22 protein-coding genes, 1 tRNA gene and 4 pseudogenes are annotated in these 21,268 nt (G+C 55.5%); 12 read left to right on the top strand and 15 right to left on the bottom strand.

What is annotated here, in order from left to right; translation table 11 throughout:
- Window positions 1-18 precede the first annotated feature (18 nt).
- The 5 genes and pseudogenes from ABKW30_RS10780 to ABKW30_RS10760 all read right to left on the bottom strand — a co-directional run bounded on the left by ABKW30_RS10780 (window position 19) and on the right by ABKW30_RS10760 (window position 3,533).
- On the bottom strand, window positions 19-189 hold the full coding sequence (locus ABKW30_RS10780; RefSeq protein ID WP_348598884.1) for a hypothetical protein: 171 nt from the start codon (window positions 187-189) through the stop codon (window positions 19-21).
- Window positions 186-491 (bottom strand): annotated as a pseudogene (locus ABKW30_RS10775) (DUF3313 domain-containing protein); the annotation flags it as partial. The pseudogene ABKW30_RS10775 and the gene ABKW30_RS10780, both read right to left, overlap by 4 nt.
- Window positions 475-1,490, bottom strand: a pseudogene (locus tag ABKW30_RS10770) (histidine kinase dimerization/phospho-acceptor domain-containing protein); the annotation flags it as partial. The pseudogenes ABKW30_RS10775 and ABKW30_RS10770, both read right to left, overlap by 17 nt.
- A pseudogene (locus ABKW30_RS10765) lies at window positions 1,490-2,161 on the bottom strand (response regulator transcription factor). The pseudogenes ABKW30_RS10765 and ABKW30_RS10770, both read right to left, overlap by 1 nt.
- A gap of 397 nt (window positions 2,162-2,558) precedes the next feature.
- Window positions 2,559-3,533: a zinc-binding dehydrogenase gene (locus tag ABKW30_RS10760; RefSeq protein WP_348598883.1), complete on the bottom strand. Its 975-nt coding sequence runs from the start codon at window positions 3,531-3,533 to the stop codon at window positions 2,559-2,561.
- Between the two features lie 99 nt (window positions 3,534-3,632).
- Between ABKW30_RS10760 and ABKW30_RS10755 the strand changes: the two genes are divergently transcribed.
- Window positions 3,633-4,028: a helix-turn-helix domain-containing protein gene (locus ABKW30_RS10755; RefSeq protein WP_348598882.1), complete on the top strand. Its 396-nt coding sequence runs from the start codon at window positions 3,633-3,635 to the stop codon at window positions 4,026-4,028.
- A 531-nt stretch (window positions 4,029-4,559) separates the two neighbouring features.
- On the opposite strand, the gene ABKW30_RS10750 is transcribed toward ABKW30_RS10755, so the two are convergent.
- From ABKW30_RS10750 to ABKW30_RS10740, 3 genes are all read right to left on the bottom strand, one after another.
- A complete protein-coding gene (locus ABKW30_RS10750) occupies window positions 4,560-5,507 on the bottom strand; it encodes an isoaspartyl peptidase/L-asparaginase (RefSeq protein ID WP_348598881.1) in 948 nt (315 codons plus the stop codon).
- Window positions 5,508-5,574: 67 nt separating this feature from the next.
- The gene (locus ABKW30_RS10745) at window positions 5,575-7,164 is read right to left on the bottom strand and encodes an ABC transporter substrate-binding protein (protein ID WP_348598880.1); all 1,590 of its coding nucleotides are present in this window, start codon (window positions 7,162-7,164) and stop codon (window positions 5,575-5,577) included.
- Complete coding sequence (locus ABKW30_RS10740) at window positions 7,161-7,730, bottom strand: MarR family winged helix-turn-helix transcriptional regulator (RefSeq protein ID WP_348598879.1); 570 nt, start codon at window positions 7,728-7,730, stop codon at window positions 7,161-7,163. The genes ABKW30_RS10745 and ABKW30_RS10740 overlap by 4 nt, the downstream gene beginning before the upstream one ends.
- 206 nt (window positions 7,731-7,936) lie before the next feature.
- Between ABKW30_RS10740 and ABKW30_RS10735 the strand changes: the two genes are divergently transcribed.
- Genes ABKW30_RS10735 through ABKW30_RS10710 form a run of 6 tightly spaced genes read left to right on the top strand, consistent with a single transcriptional unit; the run spans window position 7,937 to window position 13,294 of the window.
- Entirely contained in the window at window positions 7,937-8,638 is a 702-nt protein-coding gene (locus tag ABKW30_RS10735) for a creatininase family protein (RefSeq protein ID WP_348598878.1), read from the top strand.
- Between the two features lie 28 nt (window positions 8,639-8,666).
- On the top strand, window positions 8,667-9,638 hold the full coding sequence (locus tag ABKW30_RS10730) for an ABC transporter permease (RefSeq protein WP_348598877.1): 972 nt from the start codon (window positions 8,667-8,669) through the stop codon (window positions 9,636-9,638).
- On the top strand, window positions 9,638-10,516 hold the full coding sequence (locus ABKW30_RS10725) for an ABC transporter permease (protein WP_348598876.1): 879 nt from the start codon (window positions 9,638-9,640) through the stop codon (window positions 10,514-10,516). The genes ABKW30_RS10730 and ABKW30_RS10725 overlap by 1 nt, the downstream gene beginning before the upstream one ends.
- Window positions 10,513-12,216, top strand: a complete 1,704-nt coding sequence (locus ABKW30_RS10720) for an ABC transporter ATP-binding protein (RefSeq protein WP_348598875.1) — start codon at window positions 10,513-10,515, stop codon at window positions 12,214-12,216. Before ABKW30_RS10725 ends, ABKW30_RS10720 begins: the two co-directional genes overlap by 4 nt.
- Window positions 12,217-12,235: 19 nt before the next feature.
- The gene (locus ABKW30_RS10715) at window positions 12,236-13,108 is read left to right on the top strand and encodes a polysaccharide deacetylase (RefSeq protein WP_348598874.1); all 873 of its coding nucleotides are present in this window, start codon (window positions 12,236-12,238) and stop codon (window positions 13,106-13,108) included.
- A 39-nt stretch (window positions 13,109-13,147) separates the two neighbouring features.
- Complete coding sequence (locus tag ABKW30_RS10710; protein WP_348598873.1) at window positions 13,148-13,294, top strand: hypothetical protein; 147 nt, start codon at window positions 13,148-13,150, stop codon at window positions 13,292-13,294.
- A gap of 168 nt (window positions 13,295-13,462) precedes the next feature.
- Here the strand turns inward: ABKW30_RS10710 and ABKW30_RS10705 are convergent, their stop codons facing one another.
- Together ABKW30_RS10705 and ABKW30_RS10700 are read right to left on the bottom strand one after the other, a co-directional pair.
- A complete protein-coding gene (locus ABKW30_RS10705) occupies window positions 13,463-13,879 on the bottom strand; it encodes a type II toxin-antitoxin system VapC family toxin (RefSeq protein ID WP_348598872.1) in 417 nt (138 codons plus the stop codon).
- Window positions 13,876-14,133 carry a type II toxin-antitoxin system VapB family antitoxin gene (locus ABKW30_RS10700; RefSeq protein WP_348598871.1) on the bottom strand — a complete coding sequence of 86 codons (258 nt, stop codon included), beginning with the start codon at window positions 14,131-14,133 and terminating at the stop codon, window positions 13,876-13,878. The genes ABKW30_RS10705 and ABKW30_RS10700 overlap by 4 nt, the downstream gene beginning before the upstream one ends.
- 222 nt (window positions 14,134-14,355) lie before the next feature.
- On the opposite strand from ABKW30_RS10700, the gene ABKW30_RS10695 reads away from it, so the two are divergent.
- Genes ABKW30_RS10695 through ABKW30_RS10685 form a run of 3 tightly spaced genes read left to right on the top strand, consistent with a single transcriptional unit; the run spans window position 14,356 to window position 16,131 of the window.
- Complete coding sequence (locus ABKW30_RS10695; protein WP_348598870.1) at window positions 14,356-14,598, top strand: type II toxin-antitoxin system prevent-host-death family antitoxin; 243 nt, start codon at window positions 14,356-14,358, stop codon at window positions 14,596-14,598.
- Window positions 14,598-15,017 carry a type II toxin-antitoxin system VapC family toxin gene (locus ABKW30_RS10690; protein ID WP_348598869.1) on the top strand — a complete coding sequence of 140 codons (420 nt, stop codon included), beginning with the start codon at window positions 14,598-14,600 and terminating at the stop codon, window positions 15,015-15,017. Before ABKW30_RS10695 ends, ABKW30_RS10690 begins: the two co-directional genes overlap by 1 nt.
- Window positions 15,007-16,131, top strand: coding sequence for a site-specific integrase (locus ABKW30_RS10685; RefSeq protein ID WP_348598868.1), 1,125 nt, complete (start codon window positions 15,007-15,009; stop codon window positions 16,129-16,131). Before ABKW30_RS10690 ends, ABKW30_RS10685 begins: the two co-directional genes overlap by 11 nt.
- 152 nt (window positions 16,132-16,283) lie before the next feature.
- Here ABKW30_RS10685 and repC read toward each other — a convergent pair.
- Window positions 16,284-16,614, bottom strand: a pseudogene (gene repC / locus ABKW30_RS10680) (replication initiation protein RepC); the annotation flags it as partial.
- 307 nt (window positions 16,615-16,921) lie between these two features.
- On the opposite strand from repC, the gene ABKW30_RS10675 reads away from it, so the two are divergent.
- Window positions 16,922-17,164: a DUF3601 domain-containing protein gene (locus tag ABKW30_RS10675; RefSeq protein ID WP_348598867.1), complete on the top strand. Its 243-nt coding sequence runs from the start codon at window positions 16,922-16,924 to the stop codon at window positions 17,162-17,164.
- 9 nt (window positions 17,165-17,173) lie between these two features.
- Here the strand turns inward: ABKW30_RS10675 and ABKW30_RS10670 are convergent, their stop codons facing one another.
- Together ABKW30_RS10670 and ABKW30_RS10665 are read right to left on the bottom strand one after the other, a co-directional pair.
- On the bottom strand, window positions 17,174-17,548 hold the full coding sequence (locus tag ABKW30_RS10670) for a phospholipid-binding protein (protein WP_348598866.1): 375 nt from the start codon (window positions 17,546-17,548) through the stop codon (window positions 17,174-17,176).
- An 87-nt stretch (window positions 17,549-17,635) separates the two neighbouring features.
- Window positions 17,636-17,711: transfer RNA gene (locus ABKW30_RS10665), tRNA-Met, on the bottom strand.
- A gap of 102 nt (window positions 17,712-17,813) precedes the next feature.
- Here ABKW30_RS10665 and ABKW30_RS10660 point away from each other — a divergent pair.
- Entirely contained in the window at window positions 17,814-18,101 is a 288-nt protein-coding gene (locus ABKW30_RS10660; protein WP_348598865.1) for a hypothetical protein, read from the top strand.
- 1,423 nt (window positions 18,102-19,524) lie between these two features.
- On the opposite strand, the gene ABKW30_RS10655 is transcribed toward ABKW30_RS10660, so the two are convergent.
- Both ABKW30_RS10655 and ABKW30_RS10650 read right to left on the bottom strand, forming a co-directional pair.
- Window positions 19,525-19,827 (bottom strand): YciI family protein, encoded by a 303-nt coding sequence (locus ABKW30_RS10655; protein ID WP_348598864.1) that lies wholly within the window; start codon window positions 19,825-19,827, stop codon window positions 19,525-19,527.
- 440 nt (window positions 19,828-20,267) lie between these two features.
- Window positions 20,268-21,209, bottom strand: coding sequence for an NAD(P)-dependent oxidoreductase (locus ABKW30_RS10650; RefSeq protein WP_348598863.1), 942 nt, complete (start codon window positions 21,207-21,209; stop codon window positions 20,268-20,270).
- Window positions 21,210-21,268: the final 59 nt, after the last annotated feature.

Raw genomic sequence — 21,268 nt, 5'->3', positions numbered from 1 at the left:
AGCAGTTTTTCTGAATTGTCAACGCAGTCCAGTTTTAACGAATTTTCTGATCCAGATTAAAGCGCGATAGTGCCAGGCCTTGCTCTGTTCGCTAACCTTGCGGGCGTCCTCGTGGATGTCCATGTTCTTCTTCGGCCCTTCAGACACTTCCGCGTGTGCAACAGCGACAGGGTGAGTAGCCAACGTCATTCGATTCCGGGCGGCTTCGGGGTTTTGTCAGTCCATTGGGGCGGAAGACCATATCTACCTGCCACAGCGCCCAACACCCCCGGGGCTCGACCGAAGGTTTCACATGCTGCATATTTCGGCTTGCCGCCAAACCAGGATTTTACCCGCTGCCTCGAAGGAACTGAAATGTCCAGCATTTTCGGCTCCCTGCCAGTGATCAACATTCTCGAAAAGTCACTCGCGAACTTCGTGGCCTGACCATACGCGTCGCCCACCTCGGAATAACGGGGTCTGTCCTGAGGGGCTTTCGACCTCACGGTGAAAGGAGACCCGGTAACCGCCGGCGATCGCCAGTGGCGCGATGTCCGCCACCGCGGTTTGTGCAATTTCAACAAGATCCACCGTGCTGTTGAATTCAATGGTCTGGTCATTGCGCTCAAAATCGAGGAGTTGCTCGGCGGTGTCAGCCAGACGTACAACGTCGTCCAACATGCGGCTGCGTTCCGGCCCATCTGACATTCCATCAATCCTTAGCTGCATGATCGCGATTGGTGTCCTGAGTTCATGCGCAGCGTCGATCAAGAAGCGCTGGCGTTTTTTGCCTCGCTTTCAAGACGGGCAAGTGTGCCGTTAAAGGCGGTAACCAGAGGAACGACTTCTTTGGGTATACCATCCACAGGAAGACGAACTCCATGCTTGCGCGGATCGATCTGTGCTGCACGTTCAGTAACGTCGCTGATCCGCGCGAGCGCGCGCCCGACTATCCGCGGAACGGCAAGAAAGAGCGCTGGCAGAGCGACCGCCAGCAGGGAAAGGTAGATCGGGGAGGCTCTCGCTAAAATGGCGATGACAGGCGAACCTGTGTGAGCCACGCCACCAAACATAAACCGAACCTCCCCCGCATCCGTTTCAACTCTGTCGATCGTCGCCACCTCATCAGTCGCGGAAGATCCTCGAATATCTGCTTCGTCGAACAGATAAACGAGAGGCGCAATCTGCAAATATTCCGGTGGAATTGTGCCGTGGGAGACAGCGGCACCGTCTATTGTGGCCGCTACGTACCAAAGTGCCTGGTTCTGCTCCTTGAGGGCATTTAACTCCGGTGTACTATCAAGCTCCAGATACCCTTGGTTATCTCGGTTTACGGCTCGTGCAATCGCAGAACCAACTTTGTTCTCCGTGGCGATGTTGGGTGACATGATTGTGGCTGCCCATACACAAAGTCCCAGGATCACCGTTGCAACAACGACGACGATGACCAGGCTGAGTTGCCAGCTCAATCTCCACCATAAAGAAGGATTCGACTTGACTGCGGTGCTCATTATTCTTCCTTAAGAATATATCCGATGCCGCGAATATTGTGAATCGTTAAGCCGGAACCGAAATCCGTCAGTCTTTTTCGCAGTCGCGAGATGTGCGCGTCGATTGCATTGGACTGTATTTCTTATTCGTAATTATAAACCGCCTCTTCCAGCGTCGAGCGAAGGACAGTCTTGTTCTTTCGCTTGGCGAGCGCGACGAGAACAAGAAGTTCGCGCCGTGGAATTTCGAACTTGGTCGAGTTGACGGTAACGTCCAAATGCAGCGGATCGATCAGCATGTTTGCCGCGACAATCCTGGGCTCCCGGAGGATTGTCGGTCGCCGAAGCACGGCACGCAGTCGGGCCATAAGCTCCTCCACCAGGAACGGTTCGCCCAGATAATCATCCGCACCGACATCCAGCCCCTCGACGCGCTCCAGTGGCTTATTTCGCGCCGTCAGGACGATGATCGGCATATCCCGTCCTGCTCGCCTGAGTTTCGGAACGAGCGTCAGCCCTTCGCCGTCAGGCAAACGCCGGTCAAGAAGGATGGCATCGCAATCATTCTGAAGCGTCAATTCGAAGGCGTCGGCAAGATGTGCTGTGTGGTCGATGACAATGCCATGCTTGGCGAGCGCTGTAGCCAGCGCCGCCGCCAGTTGCTTCTCGTCCTCTACCAATAGAAGTCTCATGTTCCGTTACCCTTCTGCCCCTGCGTTTCCGCCTTGAGGATTGCAGCAGTATTACAGGAGAAGAAACGCTGGTTTTTAACTGCAGATGCTCAATCAAGGTAATCCAGGCCATGGAGGCGGAAAATGCGTCGGGCCCGCCAGGGTTTGGAAGGTCAAGGCCCCCATGTTTTTACTCTCTCTGAAAGCTTCCGAACGCAATCAGCCCCCGTGAAACTTGACATTCCTTCTTGGAACAGTCTGGCGAGCGGAGAGGTTCTCTCGTTCTCCACTGTCGTAGATCGAGCGTTATGAGATGTCCCGACCTCGATACCTTGGCGATCACCCATTCGGCGGTGGATGTGAAGATGGGCCTGCCCTCCCTCTCCGCGTGCCACAGTGTCGGAAAGGTATTGGTCGATCAAGGGAGAAGAACGATCTTCCCAACTGTTGCGCGTTCGTCGATTTTGCGATGAGCCTCGCTCGCCTGAGAAAGTGGAAAGCTGCCGCCGATCACCACGCGGATCTGACCATTCGCTGCAAGCCCAAAAAGCTCCGCGAGGTCCGACCTGACAATCTCGGGCGTCAATAGAGGGATGAGTGCCAATCCCTTCAGGGATCTGTTGAGAAGAAACATAGACTCCAAATCGTCGCGATCGAGTTCGACCCTTCCAAGCGCCCCGAAGAGCAGTTCTCCAGAAGGAGCCAAAACCTCCAGGCAAGCCTTCGTCAGTGACCCGCCCACGAAATCATAGATTACATCCGCCCCGAGTCCGCCCGTAGCCTGGCGCACGGCTTTGACCCATTCTGATTGTGAGTAATTGACGCCTATGTCGGCGCCGAGCGACTGCGCAAGGTGAAGCTTTTCCGCTGTGCTTGCCGCAGCTATGACCTGCCGCGCTCCTTCTTGCTTCGCCAATTGGATCAGCAGCGTTCCTACTCCGCCTGCAGCGGCGTTGATCAGGACAGTCTTTCCAACTGGAGGACTCCGCCGAACGGCCTGAAGCGCGGTCATTCCCTGAACCATCAGCCCGACGGCTGCCTCGAACGAGATATTGTCCGGCACCGGGACGAGCGCGTCAGCATTAGCCGTAATATAGTCTGAATATCCTCCGCTGCCGCGCGTAAGGAAAAGCGGCACGGCAACTCTCGCATATGGAGCGATGTCCACACCTGGCCCAACGACCTCGACGGTCCCGGCCACCTCGACACCGAAGACTATAGGAAGATCCGGCGTGACCGCATATCGATCCTGGCGCATCAGAGTCTCGAAAAAATTGACACCCGCTGCGCGGACTCTGATCAGAACCTCGCCAGACTCCGGCGCAGGCGTCGGAACATCTACGAGCTCAAGAAAATCCGGACCGCCAAAGCGCGATAGTTGGACAGATTTCATCTGAGGGACCTTGGCTTGCTATTCTTCGACCCCTTCCTATCTGTATAAAGTAATTTCTCTCTACAGACATTTTTCTCCCATACAGACCAAATGGTAACTATGGCCAAACCAACCAAACGACTGCCAATACTGCCGATCGAACGGGCCCTGAAGGCGATCTCCGGTCGCTGGAAGGCTATCATTCTCTATCATTTGCTAGACGGTCCAAAGCGCTTGTCCGAACTCACCAAAGTACTGCCGGAGATCAGCCAGAAGGTCATGGTGCAACAGCTTCGGGATATGGAAGAGCATGGTCTTGTCCACCGGGAGATATTCCGTCAAGTCCCGCCGCGGGTCGAATATGCGGCGACATCTCTCGGTCTGGGCCTTGAGCCCGTGATGCTCGCTCTTTGTGAATGGGGACAGCGCCACGCTGAGGAACTCGACGAGCAGGATCGTATTATCGATTGCCTCATCCGGCCCGTTCATACAGTGCCCGCGAAGGCCAAGGATTAGACTATAATGCTCTGCGAACGCTCCGGGATTTTTGCCCGGAACCAATCGGCCAGCAAACTCACAATGATGTCCGGCGGGTTTTCCTTGGTCAGGATTCGCCGATTACAAACGTGATATTAACCTGTGCGCAAGTAGATGGCATTTGTGTCATTTGGCACGCCTGGCAATTCCAGATGATCGGTGTGCACCAATCAACGGTGGTCCATTGCTGACCTGACTTCGCATACCCGCCTTGAACAGATATGAACGCGCGATCCACGGATTACCGCCGTTGTCTTACGCTCGTAGATTTGCAGCAGGAATGTTCGGCTATGTCACTTGAAAGCTCGCTCTGCGTGGGCCGAAACAGATGTTACAAGTCTTGAAAGACATCGCATCGAGGTCGTACGACGATGACATCATACTATGTCCTTTGTCGTTTGGGATGTGCCGGTCACCTGAAGTTGCGGGCAGTTGCTGCCGACAGGAATTCGTCTCGCGCACCATATGGGCCCGTTACATCCTGGAGCACCGATAACTTGTCGACCTGGTTCAATTTACCTGAAATACCTCTTCGTGGCTTCCGACGTACAACGCTCCCTGCGGTGTCACCCATCCTCTGAACATACCGGGCGTATTGTAGGGCGCCGCGATTGAACCATCGGTTCCAACTGCGACAAGCCCTGCCCCGGCTCCTCTTACAGCCAAGTCGTGATGGATGACCTTGTTTGTTGCGGCCGCGAGGCTTTCTCCCAGGTACGCCATACGACTGGCAACTTCGTGACCAACCACATGCCGGATGAAATACTCGCCTTTTCCCGTTCCGGATACCGCGCAAATGCCATTTCGCGCGTACGTCCCTGCCCCGACGATCGGGCTGTCGCCAATGCGACCGATGGGCTTGTTGTTGAAACCGCCAGTCGATGTAGCGGCCGCGAGGTTCCCGGCTTCATCCAGCGCTACGGCTCCAACGGTGCCATGCTTTTCGGCTTCGCTTGCCTTGGCCACCGTTCCGGCAGTCTCGTGTGCCTTCATGGCCGCCAGTGCACGCAGCCGGCGCTCGGTGGTAAAGTAAGAGGGCTCGACAATATTCAGCCCTGCCCGCTCGGCGAATCGGTCGGCCGCCTCACCGGAGAGAAGGACAGCGTCTTGCTGTTCCAAAAGTACGCGAGCAGCTCTTACGGGATTGCGGATGCGACGTACGCCAGTGACGCCACCGGCTGCAAGCGTCGCACCGTCCATGATCGATGCATCCAGTTCGTGTGTGCCGGCAGTGGTCAGCGCTGCGCCATATCCGGCGTTGAAATGTGGGGAGTCTTCAAGAACAACGACAGATGCCTCTACCGCGTCAAGAGCAGATCCCCCAGACGATAGAATGGTCCAACCTGTCCTCAGGGACTGCGCCAGGACATGGCGTGCGGCGATCCACTCGTGCTCGCCTAAATCAAGCTTGGCCATGACACCACAGCCACCGTGAATTGCAAGCGCAACCGGACTCATTTGCCATCTCCTCGAACCAGAAAGAAAAAGCGGCCGGGTAAAAGCCCGGCCGCTACAATCAAATGCCTTATCTGGCCGGACGAATATTCATTGCAAGGGTGTCCTCGTCGGAACGCGGCACAATGCTCAGCTTCTTGCTCATGCCCCAGGCAGTGATGACCGAGGCAATACCCAGATTGGGACGGTCAGAAGCAACCAGCGCATTGGCGTCCCTGAGCTCCTGTTCGCGTTTTTGCGTGTCCATTTCAACGCCGGCCGCTTCAATTAATCTGTCGAGAGCAGGATTCGAATAACCGCGATTGTTGAATGCACCCAGCTTCGTTTTGGGATCGAAGGTGTGTACCAAAGAAGACAGCGTGTAATTGGATTCGCCTGTCAGCGTTCCCCATCCGGACATGGTCATCGAGTAATCGCCCCGCGTATTGGCCGGGAAGAAGACAGCGCCGGGGACAGCATTGGCTTCTGCGTTGATGTTGATGGCAGACAGCATTTGGACGATTGTCGTACCGACGTCCCTGTCGCCCGGAAGACGGTCATTGGTAAAGCTGAAGGTTACCTTGAAGCCGTCAGGATAGCCGGCCTCCGAAAGCAGCACCTTCGCCTTTTCAATGTCGGGTTCCGGAACCTTTACATCGGGATTGTATCCGAAGATGTTGGGCGTCACGAGCTGTGACTGGACGGTGCCCATACCTTCCATGGCAACTTCCGTGATAGCCAGGCGATCAATTGCGAGATCGATGGCCTCACGCACCTTTGGATCCTGTAGCGGGTTCTTGGCGAGCGGCGTTCCATCTTTGGCACTGATTTGTGGCGACTTGTCCCTGAAGTCGAAGGAAATATTGAAAAGATAGACGCTGTTCTGCTTTACGATCGAAAGGTTGGAGTCTGTTTCGAGCGTCGGAACGTCGGAGGACGGTACGCGCGAAATTAGGTCAACCTGTCCTGCCTTCAACTGCGCAACCCGGGCAGCATCGTTCGGCAACTCCTTGCGAACCACCTTGTCCCATGGCTCCTTGCCGCCCCAGTAATCATCGAAGCGCTCAAGGACGAGTTCTTCCTTCGGTGTCCAGGAAACGAACCTGTATGGTCCTGTGCCGATTGCTGCCTTGCCGGAATTGAAGGCAGCTGAAGCCGCCTCCGGGGAGTTCAGATCCTTTGCGGCATTGTGAGACACGATGAACAGACGAATGAAGTCGTTCGGCAAAGTGGGAGCCGGGCCATCTGTCCTCACGCGGATCGTATGTTCATCGACTATCTCTGTGCCGGCAACCCGACGGACGTAGATAGTGGTCGGATTTGGACCTGCAACGTGCGGGATGCGCTCGATGGAAAACTTCACGTCTTCAGCCGTGAAATCAGATCCGTCATGGAATTTTACACCCGTGCGGAGCTTGAATTCCCACGTGGTGTCGTCGATCGCAGTCCAGCTTTCGGCAAGACCCGGCTCCAGCTCAAGATTGTTTCCCGATTTGATCAGGGTATCAAATATGTGCTTCATCGCCTCGGCATGCGTGCCCGCAGCTGTAAAATCCGGGTCGATGGAAAGCGGCCCTGCCCGGACACCGATCGTCAGGTCGTCGGCCAGCACCGGGCAAGAAAATCCGGCTGCAAGCGTCGTGGTCAAAGCCAATATCTTTGAAAGACGTAGGAAAGTCATTCTTCATGCTCCTCTGGTGTGATCTGTGCTGACCAATTGGGTGAATCTACGACGACTTTTGCGAGCAGTTCGGAGAGCATCAGTTGCTCTGCAGGCGTAAGACCTGCCAACATGACTTGTTCTCTTTCGACCATGGGCTGCATGCACTCATCAACGATGCGTCTGCCTTCGTCCGTCAGACAGAGGACAAAGCTCCTGAGATCAGCGGGATCGAGTTCTCGCTGTATGACATCCTTATCGAGCAGTTTTTGAATAGCCCGGCTTATCGTATTCTTTGGAAATCCAGAGGATGTGCAGACAGCGCTCGCCGTTAGACCATCCTTCAGGCCAAGAGCGTAGATTACGACGAATTCGGCCCGTTGCATGCCGTATTGCTTTTCTATCCAACGATAGATTGGCACGTTGAAGTTCAGAGCCAGGAAATTGATCCTGAACGAAAACCAGCATGGATTATTCCATAGCTTTGCGGCCACGAGATCATCGACGTCGGCCTCATTGAAGCGCCGCTTGCCACCTTCCCTCAACAGTGCGGAAAACGGATACGCATCAGCAATTGGCCGTTCCATCTCTATCCTCACCAAAATTTAGTTCGTCCCGTATGGAACTTGACACTGGGTAAATTGACTGTCAATCTCTTTTTTTAGTACCGTATGGAACTTTATCTCGGAGACAGGCCTCTCGGGACGAGAGCGACTATTATTTGTGCAGGGAGTGGGTTTTTGTTGCTGAAAAGAAGATCACTGTGCACGAAATTTCTACGCAGGAGGCATTATTGAAAATTGCGGAAATGAACTGGATGCAGGTCGAAGCCCAGGCAGCTGCGGATGATCGTTGCCTGCTGCCTATCGGCAGCGTGGAACAGCACGCCTATCTGAGCGTGTGTGTTGACGCGATCCTTGCCGAGAAGATTTCTGTTGATGCGGCAGAGCCGATCGGCATACCGGTGTTTCCGGTGTTGCCATACGGCCTGGCTTCATCTTTTGCTGCGTTCCCCGGGACACTGTCCTTCAGTCTTTCAACCTATATCGGTGTTGTCAGGGATCTGCTTGACAGCATTCATCGATCAGGTTTCCGCCGAATCCTTGTCGTCAATGGACACGGCGGCAATTCGCCGGCAGCGACGATCATTTCCGAATGGCTGAATATGCATCCGGACAGCTCGGTCAAGTTGCACGACTGGTGGCGTGCGCCGAGGACCATGGCGAAGGTGCTGGAGACGGATCCGGCAGCCTCGCACGCGTCCTGGATGGAAAACTTCCCCTGGACCCGGCTGGCCGGGATCGAGCAGCCCTCGCACGCAAAACAAGAGATCGACTTTGCAAGACTCGCCCGGGTGGACGCGGGCCGCAAACGTGAAATGCTGGGCGAAGGAAATTATCATGGGCTCTTCCAGCGACCGGATAACGACATGCTGGCGATATGGAGCGTGGCCGTTGGCGAAACGCGCGAACTGATCGAGCGCAACTGGGACTGACAACTCGAAAAATCGAGGGGGGGGAACAATGACCGGATTTATTCTTCAGAGGCTATGGCAGGCGGTTATCGTGATCATCGCCATGTCGATGCTGGTATTTTGTGGGGTCTACGCGATCGGAAATCCGATCGATGTACTGATCTCGCCCGACGCCACGCAGGACATTCGGGCAGCGATCATCGCGCAGTACGGGTTCGACCAACCGCTCTGGCGCCAGTACATTGCCTTTGCATCGCGCCTTCTGCACGGTGATTTCGGCAGTTCATTCGTCTATAATATGCCGGTTGGCCAACTTATTCTTTCCCGCTTGCCGGCAACATTGGAATTGACATTGACAGCTGTTCTTTTTGCCAGCCTCGTCGGCATTCCTCTTGGCATGTATGCCGGATACCGGCCGCATGGCAGACCGGCCAAAGCCGTCATGGCACTGTCAATCCTCGGCTTTTCAGTGCCAACCTTCTGGTTCGGGCTGATGCTGATCATGACCTTTGCCGTACAGTGCGGGTGCATGCCTGCCGGCGGACGAGGGGCAACAGCCAATCTGTTTGGAATCCAATGGAGCTTTCTGACAGTCGATGGCATCTCTCATCTCGCTCTCCCTGCGCTTAATCTTGCACTCTTCAAATTCTCGCTGATGATCCGCCTGGCCCGCGCAGGAACACGCGAGGTCATGACGAGCGACGCGATCAAATTCGCGCGTGCCGCCGGCCTGAAGGAGTATACGATCCTGCGCAGTCACGTGCTTCGGCTGATCTCCATTCCGCTGGTTACCGTTTTCGGGCTGGAACTCGCGTCGACGCTGGCATTTGCAGTTGTAACAGAAACCATCTTCTCCTGGCCCGGCCTGGGAAAGCTCATCATCGACAGCATCACGTCGCTCGATCGACCCGTCATGGTCGCCTACCTGATGTTTGTTGCCTTTCTTTTCATTCTTATCAATCTCGCGGTCGACTTTGCCTACCTTCTCCTCGACCCGAGACTGAGGACAGGACGTGCGTGATGCCCAATGACACATTCCTGTATCGGTTCTGGAGCGACTTCTCGCGTAACCACACGGCGGTTATCGCAGCGATTATCGTTCTGGTCATCGTCCTGGTCGCGCTGTGCGCACCTTTGATCACACCGCAGAATCCCTATGATCTCTCTCATCTTGTATTACGCGATGCCCGCCGCCCGCCGGGTTATGTAGGCACGGGCGGCTATGTGCATTGGCTTGGTACGGATGCGCAGGGACGAGACCTGTTTTCGGCAATCGCTTACGGACTGCGCATTTCACTCCAGATGGGCGTCATTGCCACAGGTACCGCGCTTGCGATCGGCGCGATTGCGGGCTGCAGTGCTGCCTATATCGGTGGACGTTTCGAAACCAGCGTGATGCGTATCGTTGATCTGCAATTGTCTTTCCCCGCAATGCTGCTCGCCTTTGTCATTGCGGCCGTACTCGGTCAGGGGAAATACCAGCTCATCCTCGCCTTGATTTTCGCGCAGTATGCCTATTTCGCGCGCACCGCCCATGGTGCAGCCGCCGCCGAGCGGCAAAAGGATTACGTGGAGGCTGCCCTGTCCATTCCACTGAGTTCCTGGCGCGTCGTCAGTCGCCACATTCTGCCCAACGCCTTTCCACCTATAATCGTCGTTGCAACGGTGCAGGTCGCCAGTGCCATCTCCCTGGAGGCGACACTTTCCTTCCTCGGTGTGGGGTTGCCTACGACCGAGCCGTCTCTGGGCATGCTGATCGCAAATGGCTTCCAGTACCTTCTCTCCGGTCGTTACTGGATTTCGATTTATCCGGGCATCGCACTGATCATCTTCATCGTCTCGCTTAATCTGGTGGGCGACCAGGTCCGCGACCAACTCAATCCAAGGTTTCAGCGATGACGGCCCCGCTTCTCGAGATCACCAACCTCAAAACCCAATTCCAGACGGCCGGTCGTCTGGTGAAGGCCGTTGACGGCATATCATTCAGCCTCGATGAAGGTGAGATTCTCGGCCTTGTCGGTGAATCCGGCTCGGGTAAGAGCATCACCGGATTCTCGATTATCGGGCTGCTCGACGAACCCGGAAGGATCGTCGAAGGTTCGATCAGGTTGCAGGGTCGCGAACTCGTCGGCCTACCGGTTCAGGAACTGCGCAAGATCCGGGGCAAGACGGTATCCATGGTCTTCCAGGATCCGATGATGACGCTTAATCCGGTACTCACGATCGGGAAGCAGATTCGATTGGCTTTGGAAGCACACGAAAAACTATCATCGTCGGAAGCGCGTGAACGAGCCATTGCAGCCCTCGCGCAGGTGCGCATTGCCGATCCCGAACGGAAGGTTGATTTCTATCCGCATCAATTCTCCGGCGGCATGCGTCAGCGCGTTGCAATCGCAATTGCCATCCTGCACAGGCCAAACCTCATTATCGCCGACGAGCCGACGACTGCTCTCGACGTGTCGATTCAAGCCGAGATACTACAAGAGATGAGGGAACTGGTTGGCAAGCTCGGAACTGCCCTGATTTGGATCAGCCATGATCTGGCCACCGTTTCGTCTATTTCGCAGCGGGTGGCGGTGATGCAAACCGGCAAGATTGTCGAGATCGGCCGGACCCTCGACGTACTGACGGCGCCACGCCATGACTATACCAGGCGCCTTCTGAATTCGTTGCCCTCACGGTCGGAACCAGGGCAGCTTCTGGCCCGCGGCGCGGGTGGGCTCGACGGTGCGCCGCCGCCACGCAAATCGCGTACTGCTCATGCGACGAAGCTTGGTCAGCCTTTTCTGGTCATTGATGCGGTCAGCAAGCAATTCGACAAGAGGCCAGGGCTTTTGCGCTCGCTCGCCATTAGATCCGGTTTTGCCTCACCGGAAGAACCGGTACTGGCAGTCAGGTCTGTCAATCTGACGCTCAAGCGCGGTGAAGTCCTGGGCCTCGTCGGTGAGTCTGGCAGCGGAAAGTCGACGCTCGGACGTATGGCAGCCGGAATCTACGTTCCAACATCAGGCATGGTCCGGCTCGCAGGAAAGCCGCTGATGAACGACGGCAAGGTACCACGCAAAATCACCACTGCTGTCCAAACCATTTTCCAGGATCCTTTCTCTTCATTGAATGGACGCATGCGGATCGGCGATATCGTTGCCGAAGGGCCACTCGCGCACGGGCTGGTCAAATCGTCCGAGGCGGTGGCTTATGTCGTGCAATGGCTGACAGCCGTGGGGCTCGATCCGGATTTTGCAGAACGCTACCCTCACCAGTTTTCCGGAGGGCAGCGCCAGCGGGTCGCAATAGCACGGGCCCTGGCCATGCAGCCGGACGTCGTTATCTGCGACGAACCCGTCGCTTCGCTCGACGTTTCGATCCAGGCGCAGATCATCAATCTCCTGATAGGCCTGCGTCAAAAACTCGACCTTTCACTGATCTTCATATCGCACGATCTCTCGGTTGTCCGACACCTCTGCGATCGGGTTGCGATCATGTATCGGGGCGAGATTGTTGAAGAAGGTTCGACAAGCGATATCTACGCGAAACCGCAGCACGACTACACCCGCCGGCTGCTGTCAGCCGTGCCAGAACTACCCGTAGCAGCTGAATAGACAAAGAGGAGAGGCTTTCATGGAACCTTGGCAATGGGATGAGGTAACGTGGAGACGAAAGGTGAACAAGGTTCGTGCCGGTCGCTCGTTAAGGCCCAAAGCTTGGAAGAACCGCGCGCGGATTGCCGTCGCCCTCTCGTTTGACAGCGACCACGAAAGCAACGAATTGCGCGACGGTGGCGAATCCATTGGGCGGATGTCGCAGGGCCAGTACGGTAACCGCGTCGGAATTCCGCGCATCCTCGAGGTGTTGCGCCAGGCGAACATTCCCGCAACATTCTTTGTTCCGGCTGTGGTTGCTCTGCTCTATCCCGAAGAGCAGCAGCGCGTTGTCGATGCCGGCCATGAAATTGGTCTGCACGGGTGGATCCATGAGTTGAACACGAAGGTCCCTCCGGCAGACGAGCGCGACCTGCACATGCGGGCAGCGGAGGTGCTGGAAAGAGTCACCGGTATCCGACCCGTTGGGATGCGTACGCCCTCATGGGATTTTTCGGCAGTAACCCTTCAGATCCAGCGCGAACTCGGCCTGCTCTATGACTCGTCCCTCATGGCTGATGATGACCCATATGAGATCCTTGAGGACGGCGAACCCACTGGCATTGTCGAGCTTCCGGTCGAGTGGATACGCGATGATGCGGTCTACTTCAATATGAACAGGTTCGCTGCGCATCGCCCTTATACTCCGCCGCCCGCGGTGTTGGATATTTTCAGGAGAGAGTTTGACCGGGCCTATGCCGACGGTGGCCTGTTCCTTTTGACAATGCACCCCCATGTGATCGGATACCGATCCCGGATATTCATCCTGGAAGAACTCATTCGGCACATCAAAACTCACCCCGATGTTTGGTTCGCAACGCATGCCGAGATTGCCAATTTTGTTAAGGTTTGACACCCACTTGTAAAAGGGTCCTGGCAAGAGCGTCGCCGCATGCATCCGAACCTCACCTTGCGTGACATTGCCGCCCAGCTTGAAGCGATGTACGAGCGCACACCGCGGGGATCAGCAACCTGGACAGCCTCGTCGATCAAGCATCTGCTCGATCGAGCAAAGAAGCCAGGCCTCATTGCTCGATAGCCTCGCATCCGTAAGCAAGGTCGGAGGCAAGTGCCCGAAGGGTATTGTAGACCCCCGCTCTGCCGTGCCAGATGCTTGAGCGCTGCCACGTCTTGGTCGGTGAGCTGTGCGGCGCGCGTTAGACCGGACAGAGCGCTGCAGACTGCTTATGGCTTATGGCCTCGCCCGTCAGTGATCGCCCGCCGGTACCGCAGAGCCCGGGTGACACCGTAGATCCGTTTTGGCGAAATCATTGCCCTTGAACAGTAGCGGCGCCTTGGCGATGGCTGCGACTGCATAAGAAAAGCAGTCACCCATGTTGAGACCCGCTGGATGACGTCCCTTGCCGTAGGTACTGTAAGCGCGCTCGGCGGCCGCGTAATGTTTGCCATCAAAGGACACGGTCGTAACGTTCGGCGCCTCGAACAGCCGCGCAACGATCGCACTGGCGTTGGAGAAGCCTTTGGCTGACAGCACGATGCGGGTTTCAAATAAGGTTGGCCATCCGATGAGCAGTGCCTCCTGACGCAGGACGGACTTGAAGTTCTCGGCTTCCGGTTCTTCCAGCGTGATGGCCAGAATGATTGACGTATCGATCGCGATCATTGCGGCAGGCCATGCTCGTCATAAAGATCGTCATGGGCGGACGTGGCATCCACCGGCACAGTACCTCTGCCTTCTGCCGCAAGCTCCCAGGCCACGTCGATTGGGTGGTGGTTCTTCTGTTGGCGCAGCTCGCTGTCATAGTGCTCGAGCGCCTGCTCGACAAGCCTGTTCATCGGCATGCCGGTCCGGCGGGCAAGTGCATGCGCCAGCTCTTTTGCTCTGGCACTGCGGATGGAAAGTTGGGGCTCGGACATGTTCAGCGCGCTCCTGATCGCGAATTCAGCCCAAAAGATACCGGACACAAACGAAGATAGCAAGTAAATCACATTAGATGGCTTATTATCGATAGATATTTACTATCAATAGTGATATGGTTAGGCCTTGACCATGTAGAGGAAACGGCCTAATCATTGTGCCAAAATCGAAAAGCGCTGCACCGTTTCCTGGACGAGAGACGCAACCACGGAGCATCTATCATGACCGTCACAGTCAAGGTCGCCGAAGCCAAAACTCATCTGTCCGATCTCCTGGCAAAAGTCGAAGCCGGTGAGGAGGTGATCATATCACGCGGCAATACACCGGTCGCCCGGCTTTCGCGCATCCGCCGCGACAATGACGTCGCTGCGCTGATCGCCGAAATCAAGGCCCAGCGGGCCGGCCGTCCGGTCACAACCCAGGACGAAATTCGCCAATGGCGCGATGAAGGAAGGCGTTACTGATGTCCTTTGTTCTCGATGCTTCCATTGCCGCCGCCTGGTTTCTTCCCGACGAACAACATGATGCAGCCGATCGACTACTGGCGGATGCAGGCTCAACGGTGGGTCTCGTTCCGGCCTTGTTCTGGTTTGAAACACGTAATCTGTTTCTGGTGGCCGAGCGACGGGGACGGCTCAGACAAGGCGAGGCTCTTCTGCTGATGACGCAGTTGAGGGGACTGCCGCTGGAGGACGCCGGATCCGGAGGCGACGGGCTTGTCCTGGAATTGGCTGCCCGCTACGCAATGACCGCATATGATGCGAGTTATGTCGCGCTTGCCAGGACACAAGGACTGCCGCTGGCGACCGGGGACCGGAAAATGGCGACGGCTGCCCGCAGTGAAGGCATCACCCTCATTGGGCCGCTCGAGCATGAACATTGACCGAGCTTCCTCCGGACGGGCAGTTTCGAAGCGCGCGGCGGAACTGGAATCGCTTTTTGCCATTCTGCCGATCGACCGCCTCGACGAGCATGTGGCCAGCGCCGGTATAGGTGACAACACCCTGCGGGCGCTCGCCTCCGATCTGGCCTATCTCGAAGCGTGGTGTCAGCAGGCCACCGGCTCCGCCCTGCCCTGGCCGGCGCCGGAAAGCCTGGCTCTGAAATTCGTCGCCCATCATTTGTGGGATCCGGCCGAGCGCGAAAACAATCCCGGGCACGGCATGCCGGATGCGGTGGCGGTTGCGATGCGAGCCCAGGGCATGCTGCGAAGCACCGGACCGCACGCACCCGGCACCGTGCGCCGGCGTCTGACCAGCTGGTCGATTCTGACGCGCTGGCGCGGCCTGACGGGTTGTTTTTCGGCACCTTCGCTCAAAAGTGCCCTGCGGCTGGCTGCTCGCGCCAGCGCCCGCCCCCGCCAGCGAAAGAGCAAAAAGGCCGTCACCGCTGATGTGCTCGTCAAACTTCTCGCCACCTGTGACAGCGACAGACTGGTTGACCTCCGTGATCGTGCGCTGCTGCTGATGGCCTTTGCCTCCGGCGGTCGCCGACGCTCCGAAGTCGCCGGTCTGCGCATCGAGAATCTTGTCGAAGAGCCACCGGTTCTCGCCGATCCGGCAAACAGGAACTCCCCTGCTCTCCCCTGCCTTTCCATCCACCTTGGCAGGACAAAGACCACCTCGTCCGGGGAGGACGAACAGGTCATGTTGATTGGTCGGCCGGTCCTTGCGCTGGCGGTATGGATCAAGGCAGCCCGAATCGAAAACGGGGCCGTTTTTCGGCGGATCGATCAATGGGACAATCTTGATCGCCGGGCGCTGACGCCGCAATCGGTCAATCTCATTGTCAAGACGCGTGCCAAACGGGCCGGTCTCGATCCATCGTTGTTTTCCGCGCACGGACTGCGCTCCGGCTATTTGACCGAGGCCTCCAACCGCGGCGTTCCTCTGGTGGAAGCCATGCAACAATCGCTGCACAAGTCCGTGACGCAAGCAGCCAGCTACTACAACAATGCCGAGCGCAAGTTGGGCAGAGCCGCCCGGATTGTTGTTTGATCGCCTGTCGCTCCAGGAAGCTGGACTGGTCGTGGAGCAGCCCCGCATTTCATGTGCGGCAAAGCTTTTCATCCTCGGGATGGCAGCGTTGTCCTGCGATTCGCGTCCATTGGCGTCCGGAGCGTTGCATGATTCCTCCGCCAATTCGGCACCATCTGCGAATGCGAACCCATCGAGCGTAGCGCCGCCATCAGCATTGGCCCGACGGAGAACTCCCCGGCCCTTGCCTTTTTCGTCAACGCTCGCAGATATCCGCCCGCCGAATTGATGGTTTCCCCGCGCTGCAGCATGCAGGCGATAACAATTGCCGTGTTTTCCTGCCCCGGAACATCAAATGCCTCCTCGTAGATCGAAGGAGAAATAGCGAGATAGCCCCTCTTGCGCCGCGGTCATCGGCGGTTCACGCCAGCTGCCAATACCGCTGACGGCATAATCAGCGATTTCGGGGCGGGTTTTCATCACCAAACCCAAAGGATAGGTCTTTGCACCATTTTCGCTTCCCTTGCCTTTCCGGGCAGGCTCGGGGGTTGGCCCGTACGAACGGCAAGATAATCGACATCGACAAGTGGTATTCTTTAAGCTTCAGGTCATCGGACACCGATTCTAGAAAGATCGACGCTGTTTTGTCAGCTGATTGCTGGTGATACATGTCGACTATGTCAGGAGGTGCAGGCTCTGGCTTGTGAAGCATAAGGAAATCCGGCGACCATAGTGTGTTATATTTTCAAACTGCTTTAGAAGCGAACCCTTGGTCTGTTAATGTTTCGATGCTGGTCGAGAGGTGCGAATCGTGATCCCAGAGAATTATGGGCATTTGATTGTCGGCAAGTCATACGTCGTGACGCAAGAATTCACGGATTATGACGGGCTCCGTCACTCTCCTGGCGAAACGTGGACCTACCTGGGCTATGACTCTTTCTTCTATGATGCCGGATTGACCCTTTATATCTCACCTGGCGACAGCATAAGGCTTCAGGATGCGGATTTATTCCAGCGGCACATCGTCTCCAGACTTGAAACCTACATTGGGTAGCTAATTGCATTATTTCTTGGCGAAAGGTTTCTTGTCCTTCGCTGTTGCGAGCGTCTTCCCGCTTGCATCCAGTGCCTTCACGGTAATCGAGTAGTAATGCGTTCCTGAAGGTGGGCACGGACCTTTGTACTTTACGGCCCCATATGGCAACGCTGATTGGCCGGTATAAGCCACCTTGCCTCCGCCATGGCTGAAGCCAATTGCGTTCGTGTCGATCATCTTCACATCGAGTTGCGCAGTGCCTGCAGGAACGTCTGTCAGCTTGATCGGTGGTGTATTGGAGTCGAAACACTTTTTGGTCGGACCCCATTCAAACGAAATGCCCATGGCAGACGCGCCGGTCATCATCGCTACGGATAGACATAGTGCCAATGCTATTTTCAATTTATCCCCCTGGTTCCAGAATGGAATCATAAGAGGCTATGAGATGGCAACACGCTGGGCAATGGCTCTAAATCCAATTGCTTATACTGGTAGCGGCAGATCGGATTCGAACGACATTCTTCTGGTTATGAGCCAGACGAGATGACCATTTCTCCACGCCGCGTAAGACTGATTGTTCGTATTTTAAGCTTCGACGCAGCCATCGATTTACCGGGTTAGTCGAACCCGTTTGACTGTTTGGCAGTTATCTGACTTTGATCCGCGTATGGCGACAGGATTTAACAGTTGGACGCTCGCGACCATTGTTGCTGCTGCCGGCGCTTTTGGCGCCGGGGCAATGATCGATGAGGCCGGTGTTTCAAAAGTGATGAGCGCCGTATCCGGTCCTTGTCAAATCAAGGGCAACATAAGCATCAACACCGGAGAGCGGATCTATCACGTCCCCGGCCAAGAGTTTTACCTCAAAACCAACATTTCACCTGGATATGGCGAGCGTTGGTTCTGCTCGGAAAAGGAAGCAATTACAGCAGGCTGGCGCCGCGCAAGACGCTGAATAAACCTGGTGAATAGCTTTCCATGGCGAAAATGCGCTGTTTCCAGCATATTGGCGTGCAGATGCGAAGATGGAGAATACATTGCAGTTGTTTTCGGTAGCGTTCGAAGGGTCGAGATCCGGCGGCACTGCGCTGTTTAGATGCACTCCCATTCAGAACAATAGATGGCAGCTGGACTTAGAATTTGATGGCATAAAGGCAACCTTTACCGCTTCAGATTGTCACCAGGCATTCAACGAGATGCGGGAGGACGTTGGGCGCGGTTATGTCTTTTTATGCAATGCTGCCTGTCCGAATTTTCTGCTTTCGGCAATGCTAAGCCAATCGGGTGGTCTGTATGGCTACATGATCCAATCCGGCCGAGTAGCCAGAAACTCTGACGTCGTACCAACTTTTTCGGCCGCAAATCGACAGAGTGTAGGAACGGTCTGCGAACAGGTAAACTTTAAGGAACGATACTTTCGTATGGTCGCTGATGGCTCACCCATCCAAGTTTGGCAATAACTTTCCATGGTAGGAAGCCGTGGAAGCAAATGCGAGTGCCCCGGAAACCAAGCTTCACTCTGCACCGATCAAAATAAGTCGAATTCGCTGGACGCGCCTACCGTAGCGCGGGAGGTGAGGAATTGCCGGGACGGGGCAGAACTTCATTACAACTGCAACCAGATCGTCTGAAATCGGAATATTCCACCAGTCTGACCTGATTAGATTGCGGGCGACCGATATCTTTTCCCCCTCGGTATCGGTTGTTCCCCTCTGAAGGTTTCTCAACCTTCAAAATTGAAAGCCGGGCCACTTTGGTCCGGCTATTTTTTCAAAAAAGCACTTCTTCCATCAGCATGGAACGAAACTGGCTTATTGCTAGTTTTAAGGTCAATCACCAAAGGAGCCGCTGACATGACAGACGACAAGTCCAAACAAGACACTCGCGACCCGTGGAAGCTCCAGCATAGCCCTGCTCTGCAAATACTTGCACAGCAGCGTTCAGGGCGGCGTCACGGTCAAATTCTTTTGCTCTCGCCATAGTGATACCCTATCGCATATGGACTATTCTGCCCAGAATTATTTCTCTAGAGGAAATGGCTCGGCTGCTTCTGGGTATCAGCAAACCGATATGTATGCTGCATAAGTGGAACCACCGCACGATTTCAAGAATTCGGAAGTATGTTTCGTATGTAGTGACCGGCCCCGCGAGTACTCCCGCGCGTAAAGCTGCTTATATTCACTCCGCGCCGTCCAGATCACTTTATGGCCGACTTCTGACCTTCGGTCAGGCACACACTCTGTGGGAGCAAATACCGGCCGGGGTCAAAGTGGTGCCATCATTCTACCGACAGCCGTAAGGGAGCTGGACAACCGGACCGACGTCGCATGCTTCAAGCTTCACCGGACAATCCGACGGACATGCTTCTTCCCTGAATACTATCGAGAGGTCATGCCTGCCGGGTTGGGTATTGCCAAATCATAGACCTCAATTCGCTCCCATACGCCTCCGGCCATGTATGGGTCGGCTGCGAGGACGGCATCGAGAGATGAGCGATCCGGGAGCTCGAAGAGAAAGGCAGAACCAATCGGATTGCCACCCGAGAGGATTACGCCACCATTCATGAGGCTTTTTGATCGAGCCAGATCTTTTATGCGAGCCTGGTGCCGGGTACGCAGCTCCGCACGTTTGGCAAGAGTGCTCTTCTCGGTATAGTCATGCGCCACGACTAGAAAATTCATTTTATTCTCCCTTATCAAATCGCGAACTACTGAAGGTGTGAAGGTTCGTCGGCATGGAGAATTGTAGGAAGTTTTTCGAAATCCACCAGCGCTGAAAGGCTACAGTTTTCATGAGACTCGCGCATTTGTATCACATTCGAAATCTATGGTGCATAACGCTCTGCAAGAACCTCTTCAACCGAACGGGATGGCAAGGCATACCCTACCGGATATAGACGAACAGGATGAAACCGCTGCCATAAGAGCAGAACGAAAAAATGTATGCAGCAGCGATAGGTACGAAGGTCACGATCGCTGATCGAATACCAGGAAACCAACTCACCTTTGTCCAGATTCTCTGCTGGCGCTCTCGGAATGTTGCTTCTGTAATGGCCCATAAATATCCGGACAGGATCAGATTTCTGTTTGACGATTCAAGAACTCACGCGGCAACTGATGCCCTATGCCACTATATGCTGCAGTCTACCGCCAATTTCGAATTGAACGATATTGGCAGCAACCACCTCTGCAATTTCTGTCAGCGAAGCATCCGTGATCCCCGCAATATGAGGCGTTGCGACAACGTTCGGAAGTCGCAAAAGCGGGTCTTGAGGATCTACGGGCTCGCTCCAGTATACATCGAGCCCGACGCCACCGAGATGCCGATCCCCGAGGCATTTTTCGAGGCCCTCACGATGGATCAGCCCTCCCCGCGCAATATTGATAACCAATGCTCCCGGTCGCAACCATCTTAGTTCTTTCTCGCCGACAAGGCCCGTAGTTTCAGGCGTGTGACGAACACACATCATGAGGATATCGCTTTGAGAAAGACACGCTTGCGCCCTTTCGCGGGAGTAGCATTGATCCAGAAGGAATTGACGCGATCTGATGGGACCTGGATTTCTCGTTAAACCGACAAGCCTGACGTCAAATGCCTTTATCCGCTTCGCAATAGACTGGGCAACAGCACCAAGTCCGTAGAGACAAACCGTCTGCCCTGCTAGAGTCCTACCTGTCGGTGCACCGAGAATCCCCGAACGAATGCTTCGTTGTGCAGAATTGGTTTGCCTGAGAAGCATCAGGAGGAGGAGAAGCGCGTGCTCGGCAACCGAATCCGCATTGGCGCCAGTTCCCGGAACATTCGCAACGGGAATGCCGCGAGCCTGCGCCGCTGCAATATCGACGACATCTAATCCGACGCCGAACTGCTGGATGAACCTGACGCAGCCACGCTCCATTTCCGCCGCACCGATACGTATCGCACGGGGTATAAGGACGTCGATATTAGTGGGCATACGTTCAAGATTGCCATCCCAAACAAGAACTTCGTGGTCGCCGCCAAGCGCCTGTACCAAGTATTCAGGCATGTCGGAGAACGCATTTCCGCAAAATACAATTCTCATGTCTGCTTTTGCCTCTCATCAAATTCCGGGCCGATGAAACCATTGCGGCAACCCTATTG

This window comes from Phyllobacterium sp. SB3, assembly GCF_040009165.1.
Classification (GTDB): Bacteria; Pseudomonadota; Alphaproteobacteria; order Rhizobiales; family Rhizobiaceae; genus Phyllobacterium.
Note: the sequence above shows the minus strand (reverse complement) of the source record. Positions and strands in the feature narration are given on the sequence as shown.

Coding starts and splice junctions, on each gene's coding strand:
- ABKW30_RS10725 (WP_348598876.1), top strand. CDS start 9,638: ATGCCCAATGACACATTCCTGTATCGGTTCTGGAGCGACTTCTCGCGT.
- ABKW30_RS10695 (WP_348598870.1), top strand. CDS start 14,356: ATGACCGTCACAGTCAAGGTCGCCGAAGCCAAAACTCATCTGTCCGAT.
- ABKW30_RS10700 (WP_348598871.1), bottom strand. CDS start 14,133: ATGTCCGAGCCCCAACTTTCCATCCGCAGTGCCAGAGCAAAAGAGCTG.
- ABKW30_RS10715 (WP_348598874.1), top strand. CDS start 12,236: ATGGAACCTTGGCAATGGGATGAGGTAACGTGGAGACGAAAGGTGAAC.
- ABKW30_RS10740 (WP_348598879.1), bottom strand. CDS start 7,730: ATGGAACGGCCAATTGCTGATGCGTATCCGTTTTCCGCACTGTTGAGG.
- ABKW30_RS10780 (WP_348598884.1), bottom strand. CDS start 189: ATGACGTTGGCTACTCACCCTGTCGCTGTTGCACACGCGGAAGTGTCT.
- ABKW30_RS10750 (WP_348598881.1), bottom strand. CDS start 5,507: ATGAGTCCGGTTGCGCTTGCAATTCACGGTGGCTGTGGTGTCATGGCC.
- ABKW30_RS10755 (WP_348598882.1), top strand. CDS start 3,633: ATGGCCAAACCAACCAAACGACTGCCAATACTGCCGATCGAACGGGCC.
- ABKW30_RS10650 (WP_348598863.1), bottom strand. CDS start 21,209: ATGAGAATTGTATTTTGCGGAAATGCGTTCTCCGACATGCCTGAATAC.
- ABKW30_RS10660 (WP_348598865.1), top strand. CDS start 17,814: ATGGCGACAGGATTTAACAGTTGGACGCTCGCGACCATTGTTGCTGCT.
- ABKW30_RS10710 (WP_348598873.1), top strand. CDS start 13,148: ATGCATCCGAACCTCACCTTGCGTGACATTGCCGCCCAGCTTGAAGCG.
- ABKW30_RS10705 (WP_348598872.1), bottom strand. CDS start 13,879: ATGATCGCGATCGATACGTCAATCATTCTGGCCATCACGCTGGAAGAA.
- ABKW30_RS10685 (WP_348598868.1), top strand. CDS start 15,007: ATGAACATTGACCGAGCTTCCTCCGGACGGGCAGTTTCGAAGCGCGCG.
- ABKW30_RS10690 (WP_348598869.1), top strand. CDS start 14,598: ATGTCCTTTGTTCTCGATGCTTCCATTGCCGCCGCCTGGTTTCTTCCC.
- ABKW30_RS10720 (WP_348598875.1), top strand. CDS start 10,513: ATGACGGCCCCGCTTCTCGAGATCACCAACCTCAAAACCCAATTCCAG.
- ABKW30_RS10760 (WP_348598883.1), bottom strand. CDS start 3,533: ATGAAATCTGTCCAACTATCGCGCTTTGGCGGTCCGGATTTTCTTGAG.
- ABKW30_RS10745 (WP_348598880.1), bottom strand. CDS start 7,164: ATGACTTTCCTACGTCTTTCAAAGATATTGGCTTTGACCACGACGCTT.
- ABKW30_RS10730 (WP_348598877.1), top strand. CDS start 8,667: ATGACCGGATTTATTCTTCAGAGGCTATGGCAGGCGGTTATCGTGATC.
- ABKW30_RS10655 (WP_348598864.1), bottom strand. CDS start 19,827: ATGAATTTTCTAGTCGTGGCGCATGACTATACCGAGAAGAGCACTCTT.